The organism is Pseudomonas gessardii (assembly GCF_001983165.1).
GTDB lineage: Bacteria > Pseudomonadota > Gammaproteobacteria > Pseudomonadales > Pseudomonadaceae > Aquipseudomonas > Aquipseudomonas gessardii.
Window position 1 is genome coordinate 41,559 of record NZ_MNPU01000010.1, and the last position, 17,646, is coordinate 59,204.

The following is a 17,646-nucleotide window of genomic DNA, read 5'->3' on the forward strand; positions in this document are numbered from 1 at the left end:
TTTTGTTATTGGTCGTCAAAGATGACGCCTGGCCTGAGCATCAGGTACAATTCCCGGCTATTTTTCAGCGGGCAATCTGCCTGCAGCCTTTTTGAGTGTTGATCCGTGAGTGATTTGAGTCATATCCGCAATTTCTCCATCATCGCCCACATTGACCATGGTAAGTCGACGCTGGCCGATCGATTCATCCAGATGTGCGGCGGCCTTGCCGAGCGTGAAATGGAAGCCCAGGTTCTGGACTCCATGGACCTCGAACGCGAGCGCGGGATCACCATCAAGGCCCACAGCGTTACCCTGTACTACACGGCCAAAGACGGTATCAAGTACCAGTTGAACTTCATTGACACCCCGGGCCACGTCGACTTCACCTACGAAGTCAGCCGTTCCCTGGCCGCCTGCGAAGGCGCGCTGCTGGTGGTGGACGCAGGGCAGGGCGTTGAAGCCCAGTCCGTGGCCAACTGCTACACCGCCATCGAGCAGGGCCTGGAAGTCATGCCGGTGCTGAACAAGATCGACCTGCCGCAGGCCGACCCGGACCGCGTGAAGGAAGAAATCGAAAAAATCATCGGCATTGACGCCACCGACGCCGTCGAGTGCAGCGCCAAGACCGGCCTGGGTGTCGACGAAGTGCTTGAACGCCTGGTCAAGACCATTCCCGCCCCTACCGGCAATATCGAAGATCCGCTGCAAGCGTTGATCATCGACTCCTGGTTCGACAACTACCTGGGCGTTGTGTCCCTGGTCCGTGTGCGCCATGGCCGGGTGAAAAAGGGCGACAAGATCCTGGTCAAGTCCACCGGCAAGATCCACCTGGTGGACAGCGTCGGTGTCTTCAACCCGAAACACACCGCCACCGTTGACCTGAAAGCCGGTGAAGTAGGCTTCATCATCGCCGGTATCAAGGACATCCACGGTGCACCGGTCGGTGACACCCTGACCTTGAGCTCGACGCCTGATGTCGACGTGCTGCCAGGCTTCAAGCGCATCCAGCCGCAGGTCTATGCCGGCCTGTTCCCGGTCAGCTCCGACGACTTCGAGGATTTCCGCGAAGCCCTGCAGAAGCTGACCCTCAACGACTCGTCGTTGCAGTACACCCCGGAAAGCTCCGACGCCCTGGGCTTCGGTTTCCGCTGCGGGTTCCTGGGCATGCTGCACATGGAGATCATCCAGGAGCGCCTGGAGCGCGAGTACGACCTGGACCTGATCACCACCGCGCCAACCGTTATTTTTGAGCTGGCGCTGAAAACCGGTGAAACGATTTACGTCGACAACCCGTCCAAGCTGCCGGACCTGTCGTCCATCGAAGACATGCGCGAACCGATCGTGCGGGCCAATATTCTTGTGCCGCAGGAGCACCTGGGTAACGTCATTACCCTGTGTATCGAAAAACGTGGCGTGCAGCACGACATGCTGTTCCTCGGCACCCAGGTCCAAGTGACCTATGATTTGCCGATGAACGAAGTGGTCCTGGACTTCTTTGACCGCCTCAAATCCACCAGTCGCGGCTATGCTTCGCTGGATTACCATTTCGACCGTTACCAATCGGCCAATCTGGTGAAGCTCGATGTGCTGATCAACGGCGACAAGGTCGATGCCCTGGCGCTGATCGTGCACAAGGATAATGCGCACTACAAAGGTCGTCAGTTGACCGAGAAGATGAAGGAACTGATTCCGCGCCAGATGTTCGACGTCGCGATCCAGGCCGCCATTGGCGGGCAGATCATTGCGCGGACCTCCGTCAAGGCTCTCAGAAAGAACGTACTGGCCAAATGCTATGGCGGCGACGTCAGCCGTAAGCGCAAGCTGCTTGAGAAGCAAAAGGCCGGTAAAAAACGCATGAAGCAAGTGGGCAACGTGGAAATTCCACAAGAAGCCTTCCTTGCGGTGCTCAGGTTGGATAGTTAGGTCCTATGTCACTAAATTTCCCGCTGTTGCTGGTCATCGCCGTTGCCGTCTGTGGTCTCCTGGCGCTGCTCGATCTGCTGTTCTTCGCCCCGCGTCGTCGGGCGGCCATCGCGTCCTATCAGGGCAGCGTCAGCCAGCCCGATGGCGTAGTGATCGAGAAGCTCAACAAAGAGCCCTTGCTGGTTGAATACGGCAAGTCGTTCTTCCCGGTGTTGTTCATCGTGCTGGTGCTGCGCTCGTTTCTGGTAGAGCCGTTCCAGATTCCTTCGGGCTCGATGAAACCGACCCTGGATGTGGGCGACTTCATCCTGGTGAACAAATTTTCGTACGGGATCCGCTTGCCGGTGATCGACAAGAAAATCATCGAGGTGGGTGATCCGCAGCGCGGCGATGTGATGGTGTTCCGCTACCCAAGCGACCCGAACGTCAACTACATCAAGCGTGTGGTCGGCCTGCCGGGTGACGTGATCCGCTACACCAGCGACAAGCGCCTGTTCGTCAATGGCGAGTCGGTGGCCGAGAAACTCATCGGTTCCGAGCCGAACACCCTGGGCAGCGCCGAGCTGTACGAGGAAAAACTTGGAGCGGTAGAGCACCAGATCCGCAAGGAAATGAGCCGCTACCGTTCGCCGCCCGACAACCAGTGGACCGTGCCTGCCGGGCACTATTTCATGATGGGCGACAACCGCGACAACTCCAACGACAGCCGCTACTGGGATGACCCAAGCATTCCCAAGGCGCTGTTGGGCATGGTTCCCGATCAGAATATCGTCGGCAAGGCCTTTGCGGTCTGGATGAGCTGGCCCGAACCCAAGCTCAGTCACCTGCCGAACTTCTCGCGGGTGGGGCTGATCAAGTAATCCATGCGGCGCTGTGAACACAGCGCCGAATGCTTTTCTGGGGCTTGGACATTGGTCCGGCTTCGAGCAATACGCAGCATTGCCAGGATTTGAATTTGAACACAGCGTTAATCGTCGATGGCCTTTGCCGCCACGTACTGACAGTAGGTAAACCGTGAGCGTTTCTTTGAGTCGTCTTGAGCGTCAGCTCGGCTACACCTTCAAGGACCAGGAATTGATGGTCCTTGCCCTTACACACCGCAGTTTTGCCGGGCGCAACAATGAACGCCTGGAGTTCCTCGGTGATGCCATCCTTAACTTCGCCGCGGGCGAAGCCCTGTTCAACCGCTTCCCCCTGGCCCGTGAAGGCCAGCTGTCGCGCTTGCGCGCACGCCTGGTGAAAGGCGAGACCCTGGCCGTGCTGGCCCGTGGTTTTGACCTGGGCGAGTACCTGCGCCTGGGGTCCGGCGAGTTGAAGAGCGGCGGTTTCCGTCGCGAGTCGATCCTGGCCGATGCCCTGGAAGCCCTGATCGGTGCGATCTATCTCGATGCCGGGATGGAAGTGGCCAAGGAGCGGGTCATGGCCTGGCTGGCGTCGGAAATCGACAGCCTGACCCTGGTGGATACCAACAAGGATCCCAAGACCCGCCTGCAGGAATTCTTGCAGTCGCGTGGCTGCGAACTGCCACGCTACGAAGTGGTGGATATCCAGGGTGAGCCGCACTGCCGTGTGTTCTTCGTCGAATGCGAAGTCACCTTATTGAACGAAAAAAGCCGAGGTCAGGGTGTGAGCCGTCGTATTGCCGAACAGGTAGCGGCCGCTGCAGCACTGATTGCCCTGGGCGTGGAGAATGGCCATGACTGATTCAACCGCAACACGCTGTGGCTATGTTGCCATCGTCGGCCGTCCCAACGTGGGCAAGTCCACGCTGCTCAACCATATCCTGGGGCAGAAGCTGGCGATCACCTCGCGCAAGCCGCAGACCACCCGCCACAACATGCTGGGCATCAAGACCGAAGGCAACGTGCAAGCGGTCTATGTCGATACCCCGGGCATGCACAAAGGCGGCGAGAAAGCCCTGAACCGCTACATGAACAAGACCGCTTCGGCGGCGTTGAAAGACGTCGACGTGGTGATCTTCGTGGTCGACCGCACCAAGTGGACCGATGAAGACCAGATGGTCCTGGAGCGTGTGCAGTACGTTACCGGCCCATTGATCGTCGCGCTGAACAAGACCGACCGCATCGAAGACAAAGCCGAGCTGATGCCGCACCTGAGCTGGTTGCAGGAACAACTGCCGAACGCCCAGATCATGCCGATCTCGGCCCAGCACGGGCACAACCTCGAAGCCCTGGAGCGGGTGATCGCCGGCTACCTGCCGGAGAACGAGCACTTCTTCCCGGAAGACCAGATCACCGACCGCAGCAGCCGTTTCCTCGCCGCCGAGCTGGTACGCGAGAAAATCATGCGCCAGATGGGTGCTGAGCTGCCGTACCAGATCACCGTGGAAATCGAAGAGTTCAAGCAGCAGGGCAAGACCCTGCATATCCATGCGCTGATCCTCGTCGAACGTGACGGCCAGAAGAAAATCATCATTGGCGACAAGGGCGAACGCATCAAGCGCATCGGCACCGAAGCGCGCAAGGACATGGAAGTGCTGTTCGATTCCAAGATCATGCTTAACCTGTGGGTGAAGGTTAAGGGTGGCTGGTCCGATGACGAGCGCGCGTTGCGCTCCCTGGGCTACGGCGACCTGTAATCAGTCACCAGTAACACCGCAGGACAAAATGTGGGAGCGGGCTTGTGTGGGAGCGGGCTTGCCTGCGATAGCATCGCCTCGGTCTACTTGATACATCGAGGCGTCTGCATCGCAGGCAAGCCAGCTCCCACACAAGCCAGCTCCCACATTGGTTTATCGCTGTTCTTATAGTTCTGCGAAGAGACTTTCATGTCCCAATCCCCACCCCCCAGCCAACCCGCCTACGTCCTGCACAGCCGCGCCTACCGCGAGACCAGCGCTCTGGTGGACTTCCTCACGCCTCAGGGGCGGCTGCGTGCGGTATTGCGCAGCGCGCGGGGCAAGGCGGGGACGCTGGCGCGGCCATTTGTGGCCCTGGACGTGGAGTTTCGCGGCAAGGGCGAGCTGAAAAACGTCGGCCGCCTGGAAAGCATCGGCACCTCGGCCTGGCTCAATGGCGAGGCGCTGTTCAGCGGCCTGTACCTCAATGAGCTGCTGATCCGCCTGCTGCCCGCCGAAGACCCGCACCCCGCAGTGTTCGATCACTATGCCGCGACCCTGCTGGCCCTGGCTGAAGGCCGTCCCCTGGAGCCGCTGCTGCGCGCTTTCGAGTGGCGCCTGCTCGACGACCTGGGCTACGGCTTTGACCTGCACAACGACCTGCACGGCGAGCCCATCGCCAGCGACGGCATGTACCGCCTGCAAGTGGACGCCGGGCTGGAGCGTGTCTACCTGCTGCAACCCGGCCTGTTCCAGGGCACCGAGTTGCTGGCCATGGCCGAGGCCGACTGGAGCGCGCCCGGTGCCTTGTCTGCGGCCAAGCGCCTGATGCGCCAGGCCCTGGCCGTGCATCTGGGCGGTCGGCCCCTGGTCAGTCGCGAGTTGTTTCGGAAGCCCTGACATCCCCGTGTATGCTGTACGCCGATTCTTTCCCTTTTCAGGAGCGCTTCCGTGACCACCAGCAATCGCATTCTTCTTGGCGTCAATATCGACCACGTTGCCACCCTGCGCCAGGCCCGGGGCACCCGCTACCCTGATCCGGTCAAGGCCGCGCTGGATGCTGAAGAAGCAGGCGCCGACGGGATCACCGTGCACCTGCGCGAAGACCGCCGGCACATCCAGGAGCGCGACGTGCTGGTGCTCAAGGACGTGCTGCAAACCCGCATGAATTTCGAGATGGGTATCACCGAAGAAATGATGGCCTTCGCCGAGCGCATCCGCCCGGCGCATATCTGCCTGGTCCCGGAAACCCGCCAGGAACTGACCACCGAAGGCGGCCTGGATGTGGCCGGCCAGGAAGCGCGGATCAAGGCCGCAGTCGAGCGCCTGTCGCAGATCGGCAGTGAGGTCTCGCTGTTTATCGACGCCGACGAACGGCAGATCGAAGCCTCGCACCGCGTGGGCGCACCGGCCATCGAGTTGCACACCGGCCGCTACGCCGATGCCACCACCCCGAGCGAAGTCGCTGACGAACTGCAGCGCATCATCGACGGCGTGGCCTGCGGCCTGCGCGAGGGCCTGATCGTCAACGCCGGCCATGGCCTGCATTACCACAACGTCGAAGCCGTGGCGGCGATCAAGGGCATCAACGAACTGAACATCGGCCATGCGCTGGTGGCGCACGCGCTGTTCGTCGGTTTCAAGGGCGCGGTCGCCGAGATGAAAGCGCTGATCCTGGCTGCCGCCAAACACTGACCAACGCTGAAAATCCAGGGTGGGGCGCGCTTGTGTGGGAGCGGGCTTGCCCGCGATGAGGCCGTTTCAGTCGATACCTCTATTGACTGACCCAGCGCTATCGCGGGTAAGCCGGCTCCCACACAAGCCCGCTTGCTCCCACATGCGGCAATGCGAAGCCTTACTGTTTAGCCGGCAGGGGTGTATCGTATTTGCCCTTTGCAGGCCTTGCGCCCGCGCAGATCCGTGAGGTTGTTGTGTCCCGATCTTTTTCCCGTCGACAAATCCTTGGTGGCCTCGCCGGCCTGGCAGTGGTGGGCGTCGGTGCCGGTGGCGCCTACCGCTACTGGCTGGGGAAAGTCGCGGACGCCAGCGCCGGGCGTGATTACGAGCTGATCGCCGCGCCCCTGGACGTGGAACTGGTGCCGGGGCACACCACCCAGGCCTGGGCCTTTGGCCCCTCGGCGCCGGGCACCGAGTTGCGCGTACGCCAGGGCGAATGGCTGCGGGTGCGCTTTATCAACCACCTGCCGGTCGCCACCACCATCCACTGGCACGGCATCCGCCTGCCCCTGGAAATGGACGGCGTGCCCTATGTCTCGCAACTGCCGGTATTGCCCGGCGAGTATTTCGACTACCAGTTCCGCGTGCCGGATGCCGGCAGCTATTGGTATCACCCCCATGTCAGCAGCAGCGAAGAGCTGGGCCGTGGCCTGGTCGGGCCGTTGATTGTCGAAGAGCGCGAGCCCACCGGCTTCCAGCATGAGCGCACCCTGAGCCTGAAAAACTGGCATATCGACGAACAGGGCGAATTTGTCGAATTCAGCATCCCCCGCGAAGCCGCCCGTGGCGGTACGGCCGGGCGCCTGTCGACCATCAATGGCGTGCCGCAGGCGGTCATCGACCTGCCGGCCGGGCAAATCACCCGGGTGCGCCTGCTCAACCTCGACAACACCCTGACCTATCGCCTGAATATCCCCAACGCCGAGGCGCAGATCTACGCCCTGGACGGCAACCCCATCGAGCCCCGGCCCCTGGGCAAGGAATACTGGCTGGGCCCGGGCATGCGCATCTGCCTGGCGATCAAGGCCCCGCCGGCCGGCGAAGAACTGTCGATCCGCAATGGCCCGGTACGCCTGGGCACCTTCCGCTCGGTGGCCAACACCGAGGCGCCCGGCGAGTGGCCACCTGCGTTGCCGGCCAACCCGATTGCCGAGCCGGACCTGGCCAATGCCGAGAAACTCAACTTCAATTTTGAATGGGTCGGCTCGGTTTCGGTCAATGTCGAGAACGGTAAACCGCCGAGCCTGTGGCAGATCAACGGCCAGGCCTGGGACATCACCGACAAGACCTGCGCCGACCGCCCGATTGCCAAGCTGCAATTGGGCAAGAGCTATATTTTTGAATTGAAGAACATGACCCAGTACCAGCACCCGATCCACTTGCATGGCATGAGCTTCAAGGTCATCGCGTCAAACCGCCACAAGGTCACGCCGTACTTCACCGACACCTACCTGCTGGGCAAGAACGAGCGCGCCCGCGTGGCGTTGGTGGCGGATAACCCCGGGGTGTGGATGTTCCATTGCCATGTGATCGACCATATGGAAACCGGCCTGATGGCCGCCATCGAGGTGGCGTGATGCGCCAGGTTCGCCCCACGGCCATCATCGACCGCAGCCGCGACCAGGACTTTATGCGCCAAGCCCTGGCCCTCGCCGCCCAGGGCGCGGCCCTCGGCGAAGTACCGGTGGGCGCGGTGCTGGTGCAGGACGGCGAAGTTATCGGCCGCGGCTTCAATTGCCCGATCAGCGGCAGCGACCCGAGCGCCCACGCCGAGATGGTCGCCATCCGCGCGGCGGCCCAGGCCGTCAGCAACTACCGCCTGCCGGGCAGCACCCTGTATGTGACCCTGGAACCGTGCAGCATGTGCGCCGGGCTGATCGTCCACTCGCGCATCGCCCGTGTGGTATACGGCGCGCTGGAGCCCAAGGCCGGGATTGTGCAGAGCCAGGGGCAGTTCTTTACCCAGGGCTTTCTCAATCACCGGGTGTTGTTTGAAGGTGGGGTGTTGGCTGAAGAGTGCGGGGCGGTGTTGAGTGAGTTCTTCAAGGCCAGAAGGGCCAAGCCCAGCACCTGATCTCAAGGTGAAAACCCAATCAATGTGGGAGCTGGCTTGCCTGCTCCCACATTTTTGATCTGCATTTTCTCAGGGAGATTGGGGGTTACTTCTTGGCGATAATCACCGCCCGCATCGGCGCCGGCAGCCCTTCAATCGTCTTGCTGTGGTCCTCAGGATCGAGGAAGTCACTCAGCGACTGATACTTCATCCACTCGGTGCCACGCTGTTCCTCGAGCGTGGTCACGCTCACATCCACGCAACGCACCTCACTGAACCCGGCACGCCGCAGCCACAGCATCAGCGCCGGCACCGAGGGCAGGAACCACACATTACGCATCTGCGCGTAGCGGTCTTCCGGCACCAGCACCTGCTGCTGATCACCCTCGATCACCAAGGTCTCCAGCACCAGTTCGCCGCCCTTGACCAGGCAGTCCTTGAGCGCCAGCAAATGCTCGATGGGCGAGCGGCGGTGGTAGAACACGCCCATGGAGAACACCGTGTCGAAACCTTCCATGTTCGGCGGCAGGTCCTCGAACGGGAACGGCAGGTGCCAGGCGTTAGGGGCCGACAGGTAGCGCTGCACCGCCTGGAACTGGCAAAAGAACAGCCAGTTGGGGTCGACGCCAATCACGCTGTCGGCGCCGGCGCCGAGCATGCGCCACATGTAATAGCCGTTGCCACAGCCCACATCGAGGATGCGCTTGCCCGCAAGGTTCAGGTGCGGTGCGACCCGCGACCATTTCCAGTCCGAGCGCCATTCGGTGTCTACATGCACCCCGAACAGGTTGAACGGGCCTTTGCGCCACGGGCTCAGGCCCATCAGCGCGGCATGCATCTGCTCACGGGTGGCGTCATCGCAAGCGGTGTCGAGGGTCAGGCCGTTCAGCAGGTCGACTTCGCTAGGCAGAATCTTGGGCAATGCGTCCAGCGCACTTTGCCAGCGCGCCAGGTCGCCATGGCCCTTTTCCATTTTTGCATCGAGTTGTGCTTGCAGGCCCTGGGCCCATACGGCCAGGGGAGTGCCGACCAGATGGCGGGCGAGGGGAGACAGATCAATCATGGCAAGGCAATCAACGAGGCAAAGTTAAGACACTGGAACCACGGCACGACTTTCGAGAACCCGGCCGCCAGCAGGCGTTCGCGGTGTTCTTCGAGGCTGTCGGGCTTCATGACGTTTTCGATGGCGCTGCGCTTCTGGGCGATTTCCAGTTCGCTGTAGCCGTTGGCGCGCTTGAACGCCACATGCAGGTCGGTGAGCAGCGCGTGTTCCTCGGCATCATTGAAGCGCAGTTTTTCCGAGAGAATCAGCGCGCCACCGGGCAGCAGCGCCTGGCGAATCCGCCCAAGCAGCGCCAGGCGCTCCTCGGGGGCAATGAATTGCAGGGTGAAGTTCAGCGCCACCACCGAGGCCGGCTGAAACTGCAGGGCGAGGATATCGCCTTCGATCACCTGCACCGGCAACAGCTCCTGGAACATCGAGTCCTGGCCGTTGAGGTATTCGCGGCAGCGCTCGACCATCGCCGCCGAGTTATCCACCGCGATCACCCGGCAGCCGTCGGTGCGCACATGGCGCCGCAGGGCCTGGGTCACCGCGCCCAGGGACGAACCCAGGTCATACAGCACGCTGCCCGGCTGGGCGAACTGCGCCGCCAGCACGCCGAGGTTCTCGACAATGGTCGGGTAACCGGGCACCGAACGCTTGATCATGTCCGGGAACACCCGCACCACGTCCTCGTTAAAGGCGAAGTCCGGCACCTGGGGCAAGGGCTGGGCGAATAGGCGATCGGGTTCTTTGCTCACGGCTGTTCCGGCGACGAAGTGGAAAAGGCCGGCATTTTAGCCAGGTTGGCGAGGCGATGCGCGGGTTGTCTGATGGAAAGCCGATGCGGTGATGCCCCATTGCCCCAACCAATAGGTAATGATCAACAGATACGGCGCGGCATCGAAGGTCACCACAAAGCGGTTGATGCCGATCAGCGTGTCGGAAAACACAAACGACGCCGCCCCGGCCGCCGCCAATTGTGCCGAGCGCTTGGGCACATCGCTGCCCAACCGGGCCAACGCACGCCAGAGCATGGCGCTGATCACCAGCGCATACACCACCACCGGAATCAGCAAGTCGCCCAGACCGTGGGAAATCAGGATGCTCAGCAAGATTGCGCCAACCACCAGCGCCAGTATCAAGGCAGGCAGCGCTGCACGGCGGCAGTCGCTGAAGTAGGCCTTGAGGTACGCCAGGTGCGCGATCAGGAACGCGCCCAGGCCAAAGATAAACAGGTCGCCGGGCCAGGCCAGCAACACATCGCCCACCAGGGAGAAAATCAGCCCCAGGCTGATCCAGCGTCGATAGTCGCTGGGCGGCGCATCATGCAGCCAACCCAACAGCGCCAAGACCGGCAGCGGCTTGACCAACAGGCAAAGCAAGGTGGCGTGCGTGCTCAGGCCGTAGATAAAGGTAGCCGCACCCATCAACGCAAGAATCATCCATGGCATATCAGTTCACCGTAATGGCGCAGTCAAAGGTGTCCACCGGATTCACTTCCGGGGCCCAGGGTTGTTGGGAGGTCAGGCGCAGGCGGCCGCTACCGGCGGTAAAGGCCTGGAAGCGCCAGGTGGATTGCCCGGCGGCACCGACCACGCCGGCGTCCTCGGGGTTGCTGTAGACCTCGGGGCCGAGGCTGCGCAGCACGCCGCCGGCCGAATCCTGGATCGCCCAGCGATAACCGGTGGTGGGGTTGCTCGGCAAGGTCAGGGTCAGGTTTTGCCCGGCCTTGAGCTTGAGCGGGCAGGCGCTTTGTTTTTCCACGGTGACGTTTTGCTTCGGTGCACTGGCGCAAGCCGCGAGCAGGGCGAGGCTTAGGGCAAGAAGCAGGCGGGCAGCGGTCATGAAGGCTCCGTTTATTGGCGACGAAGGGCGAGCATAACCGAAGATGAGACAAGGTGTTACAGGGTGGTATTTATGTTGGCTGTGCCGGCCTCATCGCGGGCAAGCCCGCTCCCACACTTGAATGTGTTCACACATCAAAATGTGGGAGCGGGCTTGCCCGCGATGAGGCCAGTGCCGACGCTACAGATCTATCAGAACAACACCTTGGCCACATCCGCAAACCGCTTGGCAAAGTGCACTGTCATGCCGTCCTTGAGGTATTCCGGCAACTCTTCAAAGCTGCCCCGGTTGGGCTCGGGCAGGATCAGTTCATGGATCTTCTGGCGCCGCGCCGCAATCACCTTCTCGCGCACGCCGCCAATCGGCAGCACATGCCCGGTCAGGGTCAGTTCGCCGGTCATGGCCACGCCTTTTTTCGGCGGCTGGTTGCGCGCCAGCGACAGCAACGCACTGGCCATGGTCACCCCGGCACTCGGGCCGTCTTTGGGCGTAGCGCCTTCCGGCACATGCAGGTGCACGAAGGCTTCATCGAAGAACTTCGGGTCACCGCCAAACGACTTCAGGTTGGAGCTGATGTAGCTGTAGGCGATTTCGGCGGATTCCTTCATCACGTCACCCAACTGCCCGGTGAGCTTGAAGCCGCGATTGAGCGTGTGGATGCGCGTCGCCTCGATCGGCAAGGTCGCGCCGCCCATGCTGGTCCAGGCCAGGCCGGTAATCACCCCGGTGCCCGACAGCACTTGCTCGTTGCGGAACACCGGCATGCCCAGGGAGCTTTCCAGGTCCTTGTTGCCGATCTTGATCACCGAGTCCGGCTCGTCCAGCAACTTGACCACCGCCTTGCGCACCAGCTTGCCCAGTTGCTTCTCCAGCTGGCGCACCCCGGCTTCGCGGGCATAGCCGTCGATCAGGGCGCGCAGGGCGCCGTCGGTGATGCTCAGGCTGGTTTTTGCCACGCCGGCTTTTTCCAACTGCTTGGGCCACAGGTGGCGCTTGGCGATGGCGACTTTTTCTTCGGTGATATAGCCCGACAGGCGAATCACTTCCATGCGGTCCAGCAACGGGCCGGGGATCGAGTCCAGGGTGTTGGCGGTGCACACGAACAGCACTTTGGACAGGTCCAGGCGCAGGTCCAGGTAGTGGTCGAGGAATTCGACGTTCTGTTCCGGGTCGAGGGTTTCCAGCAGGGCCGACGCCGGGTCGCCCTGGAAGCTCTGGCCCATCTTGTCGATCTCGTCGAGCATGATCACCGGGTTCATCACTTCCACATCTTTGAGCGCCTGCACCAGCTTGCCCGGTAGGGCGCCGATGTAGGTACGGCGATGGCCCTTGATCTCGGCCTCGTCGCGCATGCCGCCGACGCTGAAGCGGTAGAACGGCCGGCCCAGGGACTCGGCAATCGATTTGCCGACACTGGTCTTGCCCACGCCCGGCGGGCCCACCAGCAGCACGATGGAACCGGCGACCTCGCCTTTATAGGCGCCCACGGCCAGGAACTCGAGGATGCGACTCTTGATGTCGTCCAGCCCCGCATGGTGTTTATCCAGGACTTTGCGCGCGTGCTTGAGGTCGAGCTTGTCCTCGCCATACACGCCCCACGGCACCGAGGTGGCCCAGTCCAGGTAGTTGCGTGTCACCGCGTATTCCGGCGAGCCGGTTTCCAGGATCGACAGCTTGTTGAGTTCTTCATCGATGCGCTTGCGCGCCTGGGCCGGCAGCACCTTGCCTTCCAGGCGTTGCTCGAACTGCTCGACGTCGGCGCTGCGGTCGTCCTTGGTCAGCCCCAGCTCCTGCTGGATCACCTTGAGCTGTTCCTTGAGGAAGAATTCGCGTTGGTGCTCACCGATCTTGCGGTTCACCTCGGCGGAGATTTCCTTTTGCAGGCGCGCAACTTCCACCTCTTTGCGCAGCATCGGCAACACTTTTTCCATGCGCTTGAGCATCGGCACGCAGTCCAGCACTTCCTGCAACTCGTTACCGGTGGCCGAGGTCAGCGCGGCGGCGAAGTCGGTCAGGGGCGACGGGTCGTTGGGGCTGAAGCGGTTGAGGTAGTTCTTCAACTCTTCGCTGTACAGCGGGTTGAGCGGCAGCAGCTCCTTGATCGCATTGATCAGCGCCATGCCGTAGGCCTTGACCTCATCGGTCGGCTCGCTGGGCTGGTGCGGGTATTCGACTTCCACCAGGTACGGTGGGCGATGGTGCTTGAGCCAGGTCTTGATGCGCACGCGGGTCAGGCCCTGGGCGACGAATTGCAGCTTGCCGTTTTCGCGGCTGGCGTGATGCACCTTGACCAGGGTGCCGTACAGCGGCAGGGCGGAGGTATCGAAATGCCGTGGGTCTTCGGGTGGGGTGTCCATGAAGAACAGCGCCAGGGAGTGATGGTCGGATTTGCTCACCAGCTCCAGGGTCTCGGCCCAGGGCTCTTCATTGACGATCACCGGCAACACTTGCGCCGGGAAGAACGGGCGGTTGTGGATCGGGATGATATAGACCTTGTCCGGCAGGTTCTGCCCAGGCAGGGCCAGGCCGGTGTTGGACGACGGGGTTTGGGCGTTTTCGGGGTCGGCGTAGTCGTTGAGGTCGATATCGGGGAATTCTTGCTGGTCGCTCATGGGGCACCTGCATAGGGAAGTATGGAGGTTAGATGGGGCGGGTCGGCGGTGGTTTCAATGGCGCGGGGTGCTTAGCAACAAATTGCATGATATTAACCCCAACGGCTCGCCTGCTCGTTCCCACGCTCTGCGTGGGAATGCATCCCCAGGACGCTCCGCGTCCCAAGAGCGGACGCAGAGCGTCCAAGGCGGCATTCCCACGCGGAGCGTGGGAACGAGCAGGTCAGCTGAGCTTCTTGAGGTAGCCCGGCAACGGCTGCTCCGGTAATACCGACAACACCTTCAAGCGCTGCAACATCCGTTGCCGTGCCCGCTGCAAATGCTCGCGCAGGTTCAGCGCCGCCGCATCGAATGCCCCATGCAGCAGCAATTCCAGGATCAACCGGTGTTCGGCGAGCATCGCAGGATCGGCGCCGATGCCCAGCAGGCGATAGAAAATCCGGCTGATGATCATCGGGCTCTGGCCTTGGCGGATCAGGGCGGCGATCTTGCGGTTCTGCAGGCCTGCCAGGCAGTGCTGGTGCAGGTCGGCTTCCAGCTGTTCGATATCTTCCAGGCTGCAATGGGCGCGGTCTTGAGCGTCGATCACCCGTTGCAACATGGCTTCGAGCACCTCGCGCGCCAGGCCTGGGGCGCTCTGGCGCAGGGCTTCGGGCTCCAGGCAGGCGCGCAGTTCGTAGTCTTCGGTGACTTCCCGGGCGGTCAGCGGCCCGGCCAGCCATTGCGAGTACGGCTCCTTTTCCACCAGGCCGCGGTCGCGCAGGCGCATCAAGGCTTCACGCACCACCGCGCGGCTGACGCCATAGTGATCGGCGGCGGCCTGCTCATCGAGGCGGTAGTGGCCGAAGGCGACACAAGTGGACAGCGCCGCGCCGATTTCCTCGACGATCCGCTCGCCCAGGGGCCGGGTGTCTACCAGCTCATCATCGCCGTTCAGGCCCAGGTGTGCAGGGCTCAGGGGCAGGCGCAGCGGCTCCAGCGCCAGGCCTTCGGGGTTGATCAGGTAGCCCCGGCCATCGAAACGGCAGATCAGGCCTTCTGTATGCAGCAGGTCCAGGGCCTTGCGCACCGGCACGCGGCTGGTGCCGAACAGTTCGGCCAGCGGCGCCTCCAGCAGGACCAACCCGTGGCGCGCGGTGCCGCTGACGATCGCATCCCGCAACAACTGGTGAATCATCGCGTAACGGGAGGCCGAGGCGGACACTGCTTTCATTGCTTTCTCTGGGGCATGTAGGACGGTGGCCGGGGATTCTCTCATAGATGCGCCTGTCACTCTGCGCCACATCGGCGGCGCTTTTTTGGGGCCTGGAATCTAGGGCTGTTACTTTTCTGCACTAAAATGTATTTATTTATAAAAGATACATTATTTCATTGAGGGCTCATCCCTGAAGCCTTGCACGATTTTTTCTCGGACTCGACACCCCCCTAGCCCGTAGGTCTTGGCGATATCGCCAGAGACCAGGCTGCCGTGTGCTGAACGGCTGGCACGAAACCTGCCTTTATAAAATGTACATTTTATTAATATGTACGTTTTAGGTGGGCTGGATGTCAAAGGCCCCTGCAATGGCCGGGGATTTTGCCAGCGGCCGCGACGAGCACTCACGCTTCAAGGAGACACACCATGGCTAAAGACATTCTCTGTGCATTTGGCGTCGACGTTGACGCCGTCGCCGGCTGGCTCGGTTCCTACGGTGGTGAAGACTCACCCGATGACATTTCCCGTGGCCTGTTCGCCGGTGAAATCGGCGCGCCACGCCTGCTCAAGTTGTTCGAGCGCTACGGCCTGCGCACCACCTGGTTTATCCCCGGGCATTCGATGGAAACCTTCCCCGAGCAGATGAAGGCCGTGGCCGATGCCGGCCACGAAATCGGCGTGCATGGCTACAGCCATGAAAACCCCATCGCGATGACGGCCGAGCAGGAAGAAATCGTCCTCGACAAGTCCATCGAACTGATCACCCAGGTCACAGGCAAACGCCCCACCGGCTACGTCGCGCCCTGGTGGGAATTTAGCAAGGTGACCAACGAGCTGCTGCTGAAAAAGGGCATCAAGTATGACCACAGCCTGATGCACAACGACTTCCACCCCTATTACGTACGCAAGGGCGACAGCTGGACCAAGATCGACTACAGCCAGCACCCCGACACCTGGATGAAACCCCTGGTGCGCGGCGAAGAAACCGACCTGGTGGAGATCCCCGCCAACTGGTACCTCGACGACCTGCCGCCCATGATGTTTATCAAGAAGGCGCCCAACAGCCACGGTTTCGTCAACCCACGGCACCTTGAAGAAATGTGGCGCGACCAGTTCGACTGGGTCTACCGCGAACACGAACACGCCGTGTTCACCATGACCATCCACCCCGATGTGTCGGGCCGTCCGCAAGTGCTGTTGATGCTGGAACGCTTGATCGAACACATCCAGGGCCATGCCGGCGTGCGCTTCGTCACCTTCGACGAAATCGCCGACGACTTTATCCGCCGCCAACCCCGTACCTGACCCTTTGCCCCCATCGAGGCGCGATCCATGTCTATCTACAACAAGCTCGACCTGACTGGCTGGAAACCCCGGCAACTGACGGCCAAGGAGGTACGCTTTGCCACCTGGATTGCATTTTTTGCCTGGGTGTTCGCGGTGTATGACTTCATCCTGTTCGGCACGCTGTTGCCGGAAATCGGCCGGCACTTTGGCTGGGGTGAAGTGGAGCAAGCCGAGATCGCGACCTGGGTGGCGGTGGGGACGGCGATCGTCGCCCTGGCCATCGGCCCGCTGGTGGACAGGCTGGGGCGGCGCACCGGGATTATCTTCACCGTCGCCGGCTCTGCCGTGTGCTCGGCGCTGACCGCCATCGGCGGCGCGTGGGGCAAGTCGCCACTGATTCTGATCCGCTCCCTGGGTGGCCTGGGCTATGCCGAGGAAACGGTCAACGCCACCTACCTGAGCGAGCTGTATGCGGCTTCCGACGACCCGAAACTGGCCAAGCGTCGCGGCTTTATCTACAGCCTGGTACAGGGCGGCTGGCCGGTCGGCGCGCTGATCGCGGCGGGCCTGACGGCGCTGCTGTTGCCGATCATCGGCTGGCAGGGCTGCTTTATCTTCGCTGCAATCCCGGCCATCGTCATTGCGGTCATGGCGCGCAAGCTCAAGGAGAGCCCGCAGTTCCAGATCCACCAGCGCATCACCCAATTGCGCAAGCGCGGCGCGGTGAGCGAGGCGCAGAACGTCGCGCTGACCTACGGCGTGGACTACGACGAACACAGCAAGGCCGGCCTCAAGGCGGCCTTCCGTGGTCCGGCACGCCGGGCAACCCTGGTGATCGGCGCGGCGATCCTGCTCAACTGGGCGGCGATCCAGGTGTTCAGCGTGCTGGGCACCTCGGTGATCATCAGCGTGCACCAGATCTCGTTCGAGAACTCGCTGATCATCCTGGTGCTGTCCAACCTGGTGGGCTACTGCGGCTACCTGTGCCACGGCTGGATGGGCGACAAGATCGGCCGGCGCAATGTCATCGGCCTGGGCTGGATGCTCGGCGGCCTGGCGTTTGCCGGCATGCTCTACGGCCCGAGCACGATGCCCATGGTGGTCGGGCTGTACAGCCTGGGCCTGTTCTTTTTGATCGGCCCGTACTCGGCGGCGCTGTTCTTTATCAGTGAAAGTTTCCCCACCAGCATCCGCGCCACCGGCGGCGCGATCATCCATGCCATGGGCCCGTTGGGCGCGGTAGTCGCCGGCTTTGGCGCGACCCAGGTGCTGTCCTCAGGCAGCGATTGGCAGACCGCCGCCCTGTATTTCGGCGCGCTGCCGTGCTTGCTCTCTGGCGCGCTGATGTTTGCCGCCCGCCATGTGCGCCCGGAAACCGTTCAGTAAGGA

Annotated in this window: 16 protein-coding genes; 10 read left to right on the forward strand and 6 right to left on the reverse strand. The window is 62.0% G+C overall.

The window, feature by feature from the left end; translation table 11 throughout:
* Nucleotides 1-105 precede the first annotated feature (105 nt).
* From lepA to tadA, 8 genes are all read left to right on the forward strand, one after another.
* On the forward strand, nucleotides 106-1,905 hold the full coding sequence (gene lepA, locus BLL38_RS09685) for a translation elongation factor 4 (protein WP_029297480.1): 1,800 nt from the start codon (nucleotides 106-108) through the stop codon (nucleotides 1,903-1,905).
* A 5-nt stretch (nucleotides 1,906-1,910) separates the two neighbouring features.
* A complete protein-coding gene (gene lepB, locus BLL38_RS09690) occupies nucleotides 1,911-2,765 on the forward strand; it encodes a signal peptidase I (RefSeq protein WP_076962364.1) in 855 nt (284 codons plus the stop codon).
* Between the two features lie 154 nt (nucleotides 2,766-2,919).
* The gene (gene rnc, locus BLL38_RS09695; protein ID WP_029297476.1) at nucleotides 2,920-3,609 is read left to right on the forward strand and encodes a ribonuclease III; all 690 of its coding nucleotides are present in this window, start codon (nucleotides 2,920-2,922) and stop codon (nucleotides 3,607-3,609) included.
* Nucleotides 3,602-4,504: a GTPase Era gene (gene era, locus BLL38_RS09700; protein WP_076962365.1), complete on the forward strand. Its 903-nt coding sequence runs from the start codon at nucleotides 3,602-3,604 to the stop codon at nucleotides 4,502-4,504. The genes rnc and era overlap by 8 nt, the downstream gene beginning before the upstream one ends.
* Before the next feature lie 189 nt (nucleotides 4,505-4,693).
* Entirely contained in the window at nucleotides 4,694-5,383 is a 690-nt protein-coding gene (gene recO, locus BLL38_RS09705; protein ID WP_076962366.1) for a DNA repair protein RecO, read from the forward strand.
* Nucleotides 5,384-5,434: 51 nt separating this feature from the next.
* Nucleotides 5,435-6,178: a pyridoxine 5'-phosphate synthase gene (gene pdxJ / locus BLL38_RS09710; RefSeq protein ID WP_076962367.1), complete on the forward strand. Its 744-nt coding sequence runs from the start codon at nucleotides 5,435-5,437 to the stop codon at nucleotides 6,176-6,178.
* A 236-nt stretch (nucleotides 6,179-6,414) separates the two neighbouring features.
* Nucleotides 6,415-7,797 carry a multicopper oxidase family protein gene (locus BLL38_RS09715; RefSeq protein WP_076962434.1) on the forward strand — a complete coding sequence of 461 codons (1,383 nt, stop codon included), beginning with the start codon at nucleotides 6,415-6,417 and terminating at the stop codon, nucleotides 7,795-7,797.
* Complete coding sequence (tadA, locus tag BLL38_RS09720) at nucleotides 7,797-8,294, forward strand: tRNA adenosine(34) deaminase TadA (protein WP_076962368.1); 498 nt, start codon at nucleotides 7,797-7,799, stop codon at nucleotides 8,292-8,294. The genes BLL38_RS09715 and tadA overlap by 1 nt, the downstream gene beginning before the upstream one ends.
* A gap of 85 nt (nucleotides 8,295-8,379) precedes the next feature.
* Here tadA and cmoB read toward each other — a convergent pair whose 3' ends face one another.
* The 6 genes from cmoB to BLL38_RS09750 form a co-directional block, all read right to left on the reverse strand.
* On the reverse strand, nucleotides 8,380-9,336 hold the full coding sequence (gene cmoB / locus BLL38_RS09725) for a tRNA 5-methoxyuridine(34)/uridine 5-oxyacetic acid(34) synthase CmoB (RefSeq protein ID WP_076962369.1): 957 nt from the start codon (nucleotides 9,334-9,336) through the stop codon (nucleotides 8,380-8,382).
* Nucleotides 9,333-10,076, reverse strand: a complete 744-nt coding sequence (cmoA, locus tag BLL38_RS09730) for a carboxy-S-adenosyl-L-methionine synthase CmoA (protein ID WP_076962370.1) — start codon at nucleotides 10,074-10,076, stop codon at nucleotides 9,333-9,335. Before cmoA ends, cmoB begins: the two co-directional genes overlap by 4 nt.
* Before the next feature lie 36 nt (nucleotides 10,077-10,112).
* Entirely contained in the window at nucleotides 10,113-10,769 is a 657-nt protein-coding gene (locus tag BLL38_RS09735) for a lysoplasmalogenase (protein WP_076962371.1), read from the reverse strand.
* Nucleotide 10,770: 1 nt separating this feature from the next.
* Nucleotides 10,771-11,163: a protease inhibitor I42 family protein gene (locus BLL38_RS09740; protein WP_076962372.1), complete on the reverse strand. Its 393-nt coding sequence runs from the start codon at nucleotides 11,161-11,163 to the stop codon at nucleotides 10,771-10,773.
* 191 nt (nucleotides 11,164-11,354) lie between these two features.
* The gene (lon, locus tag BLL38_RS09745) at nucleotides 11,355-13,775 is read right to left on the reverse strand and encodes an endopeptidase La (RefSeq protein ID WP_076962373.1); all 2,421 of its coding nucleotides are present in this window, start codon (nucleotides 13,773-13,775) and stop codon (nucleotides 11,355-11,357) included.
* A 223-nt stretch (nucleotides 13,776-13,998) separates the two neighbouring features.
* The gene (locus BLL38_RS09750; RefSeq protein ID WP_076962374.1) at nucleotides 13,999-14,988 is read right to left on the reverse strand and encodes a GntR family transcriptional regulator; all 990 of its coding nucleotides are present in this window, start codon (nucleotides 14,986-14,988) and stop codon (nucleotides 13,999-14,001) included.
* A gap of 408 nt (nucleotides 14,989-15,396) precedes the next feature.
* On the opposite strand from BLL38_RS09750, the gene BLL38_RS09755 reads away from it, so the two are divergent.
* Both BLL38_RS09755 and BLL38_RS09760 read left to right on the forward strand, forming a co-directional pair.
* Nucleotides 15,397-16,275 (forward strand): polysaccharide deacetylase family protein, encoded by an 879-nt coding sequence (locus BLL38_RS09755; protein WP_076962375.1) that lies wholly within the window; start codon nucleotides 15,397-15,399, stop codon nucleotides 16,273-16,275.
* Between the two features lie 27 nt (nucleotides 16,276-16,302).
* A complete protein-coding gene (locus BLL38_RS09760) occupies nucleotides 16,303-17,643 on the forward strand; it encodes an MFS transporter (RefSeq protein WP_076962376.1) in 1,341 nt (446 codons plus the stop codon).
* The last annotated feature ends 3 nt before the right edge of the window (nucleotides 17,644-17,646 follow it).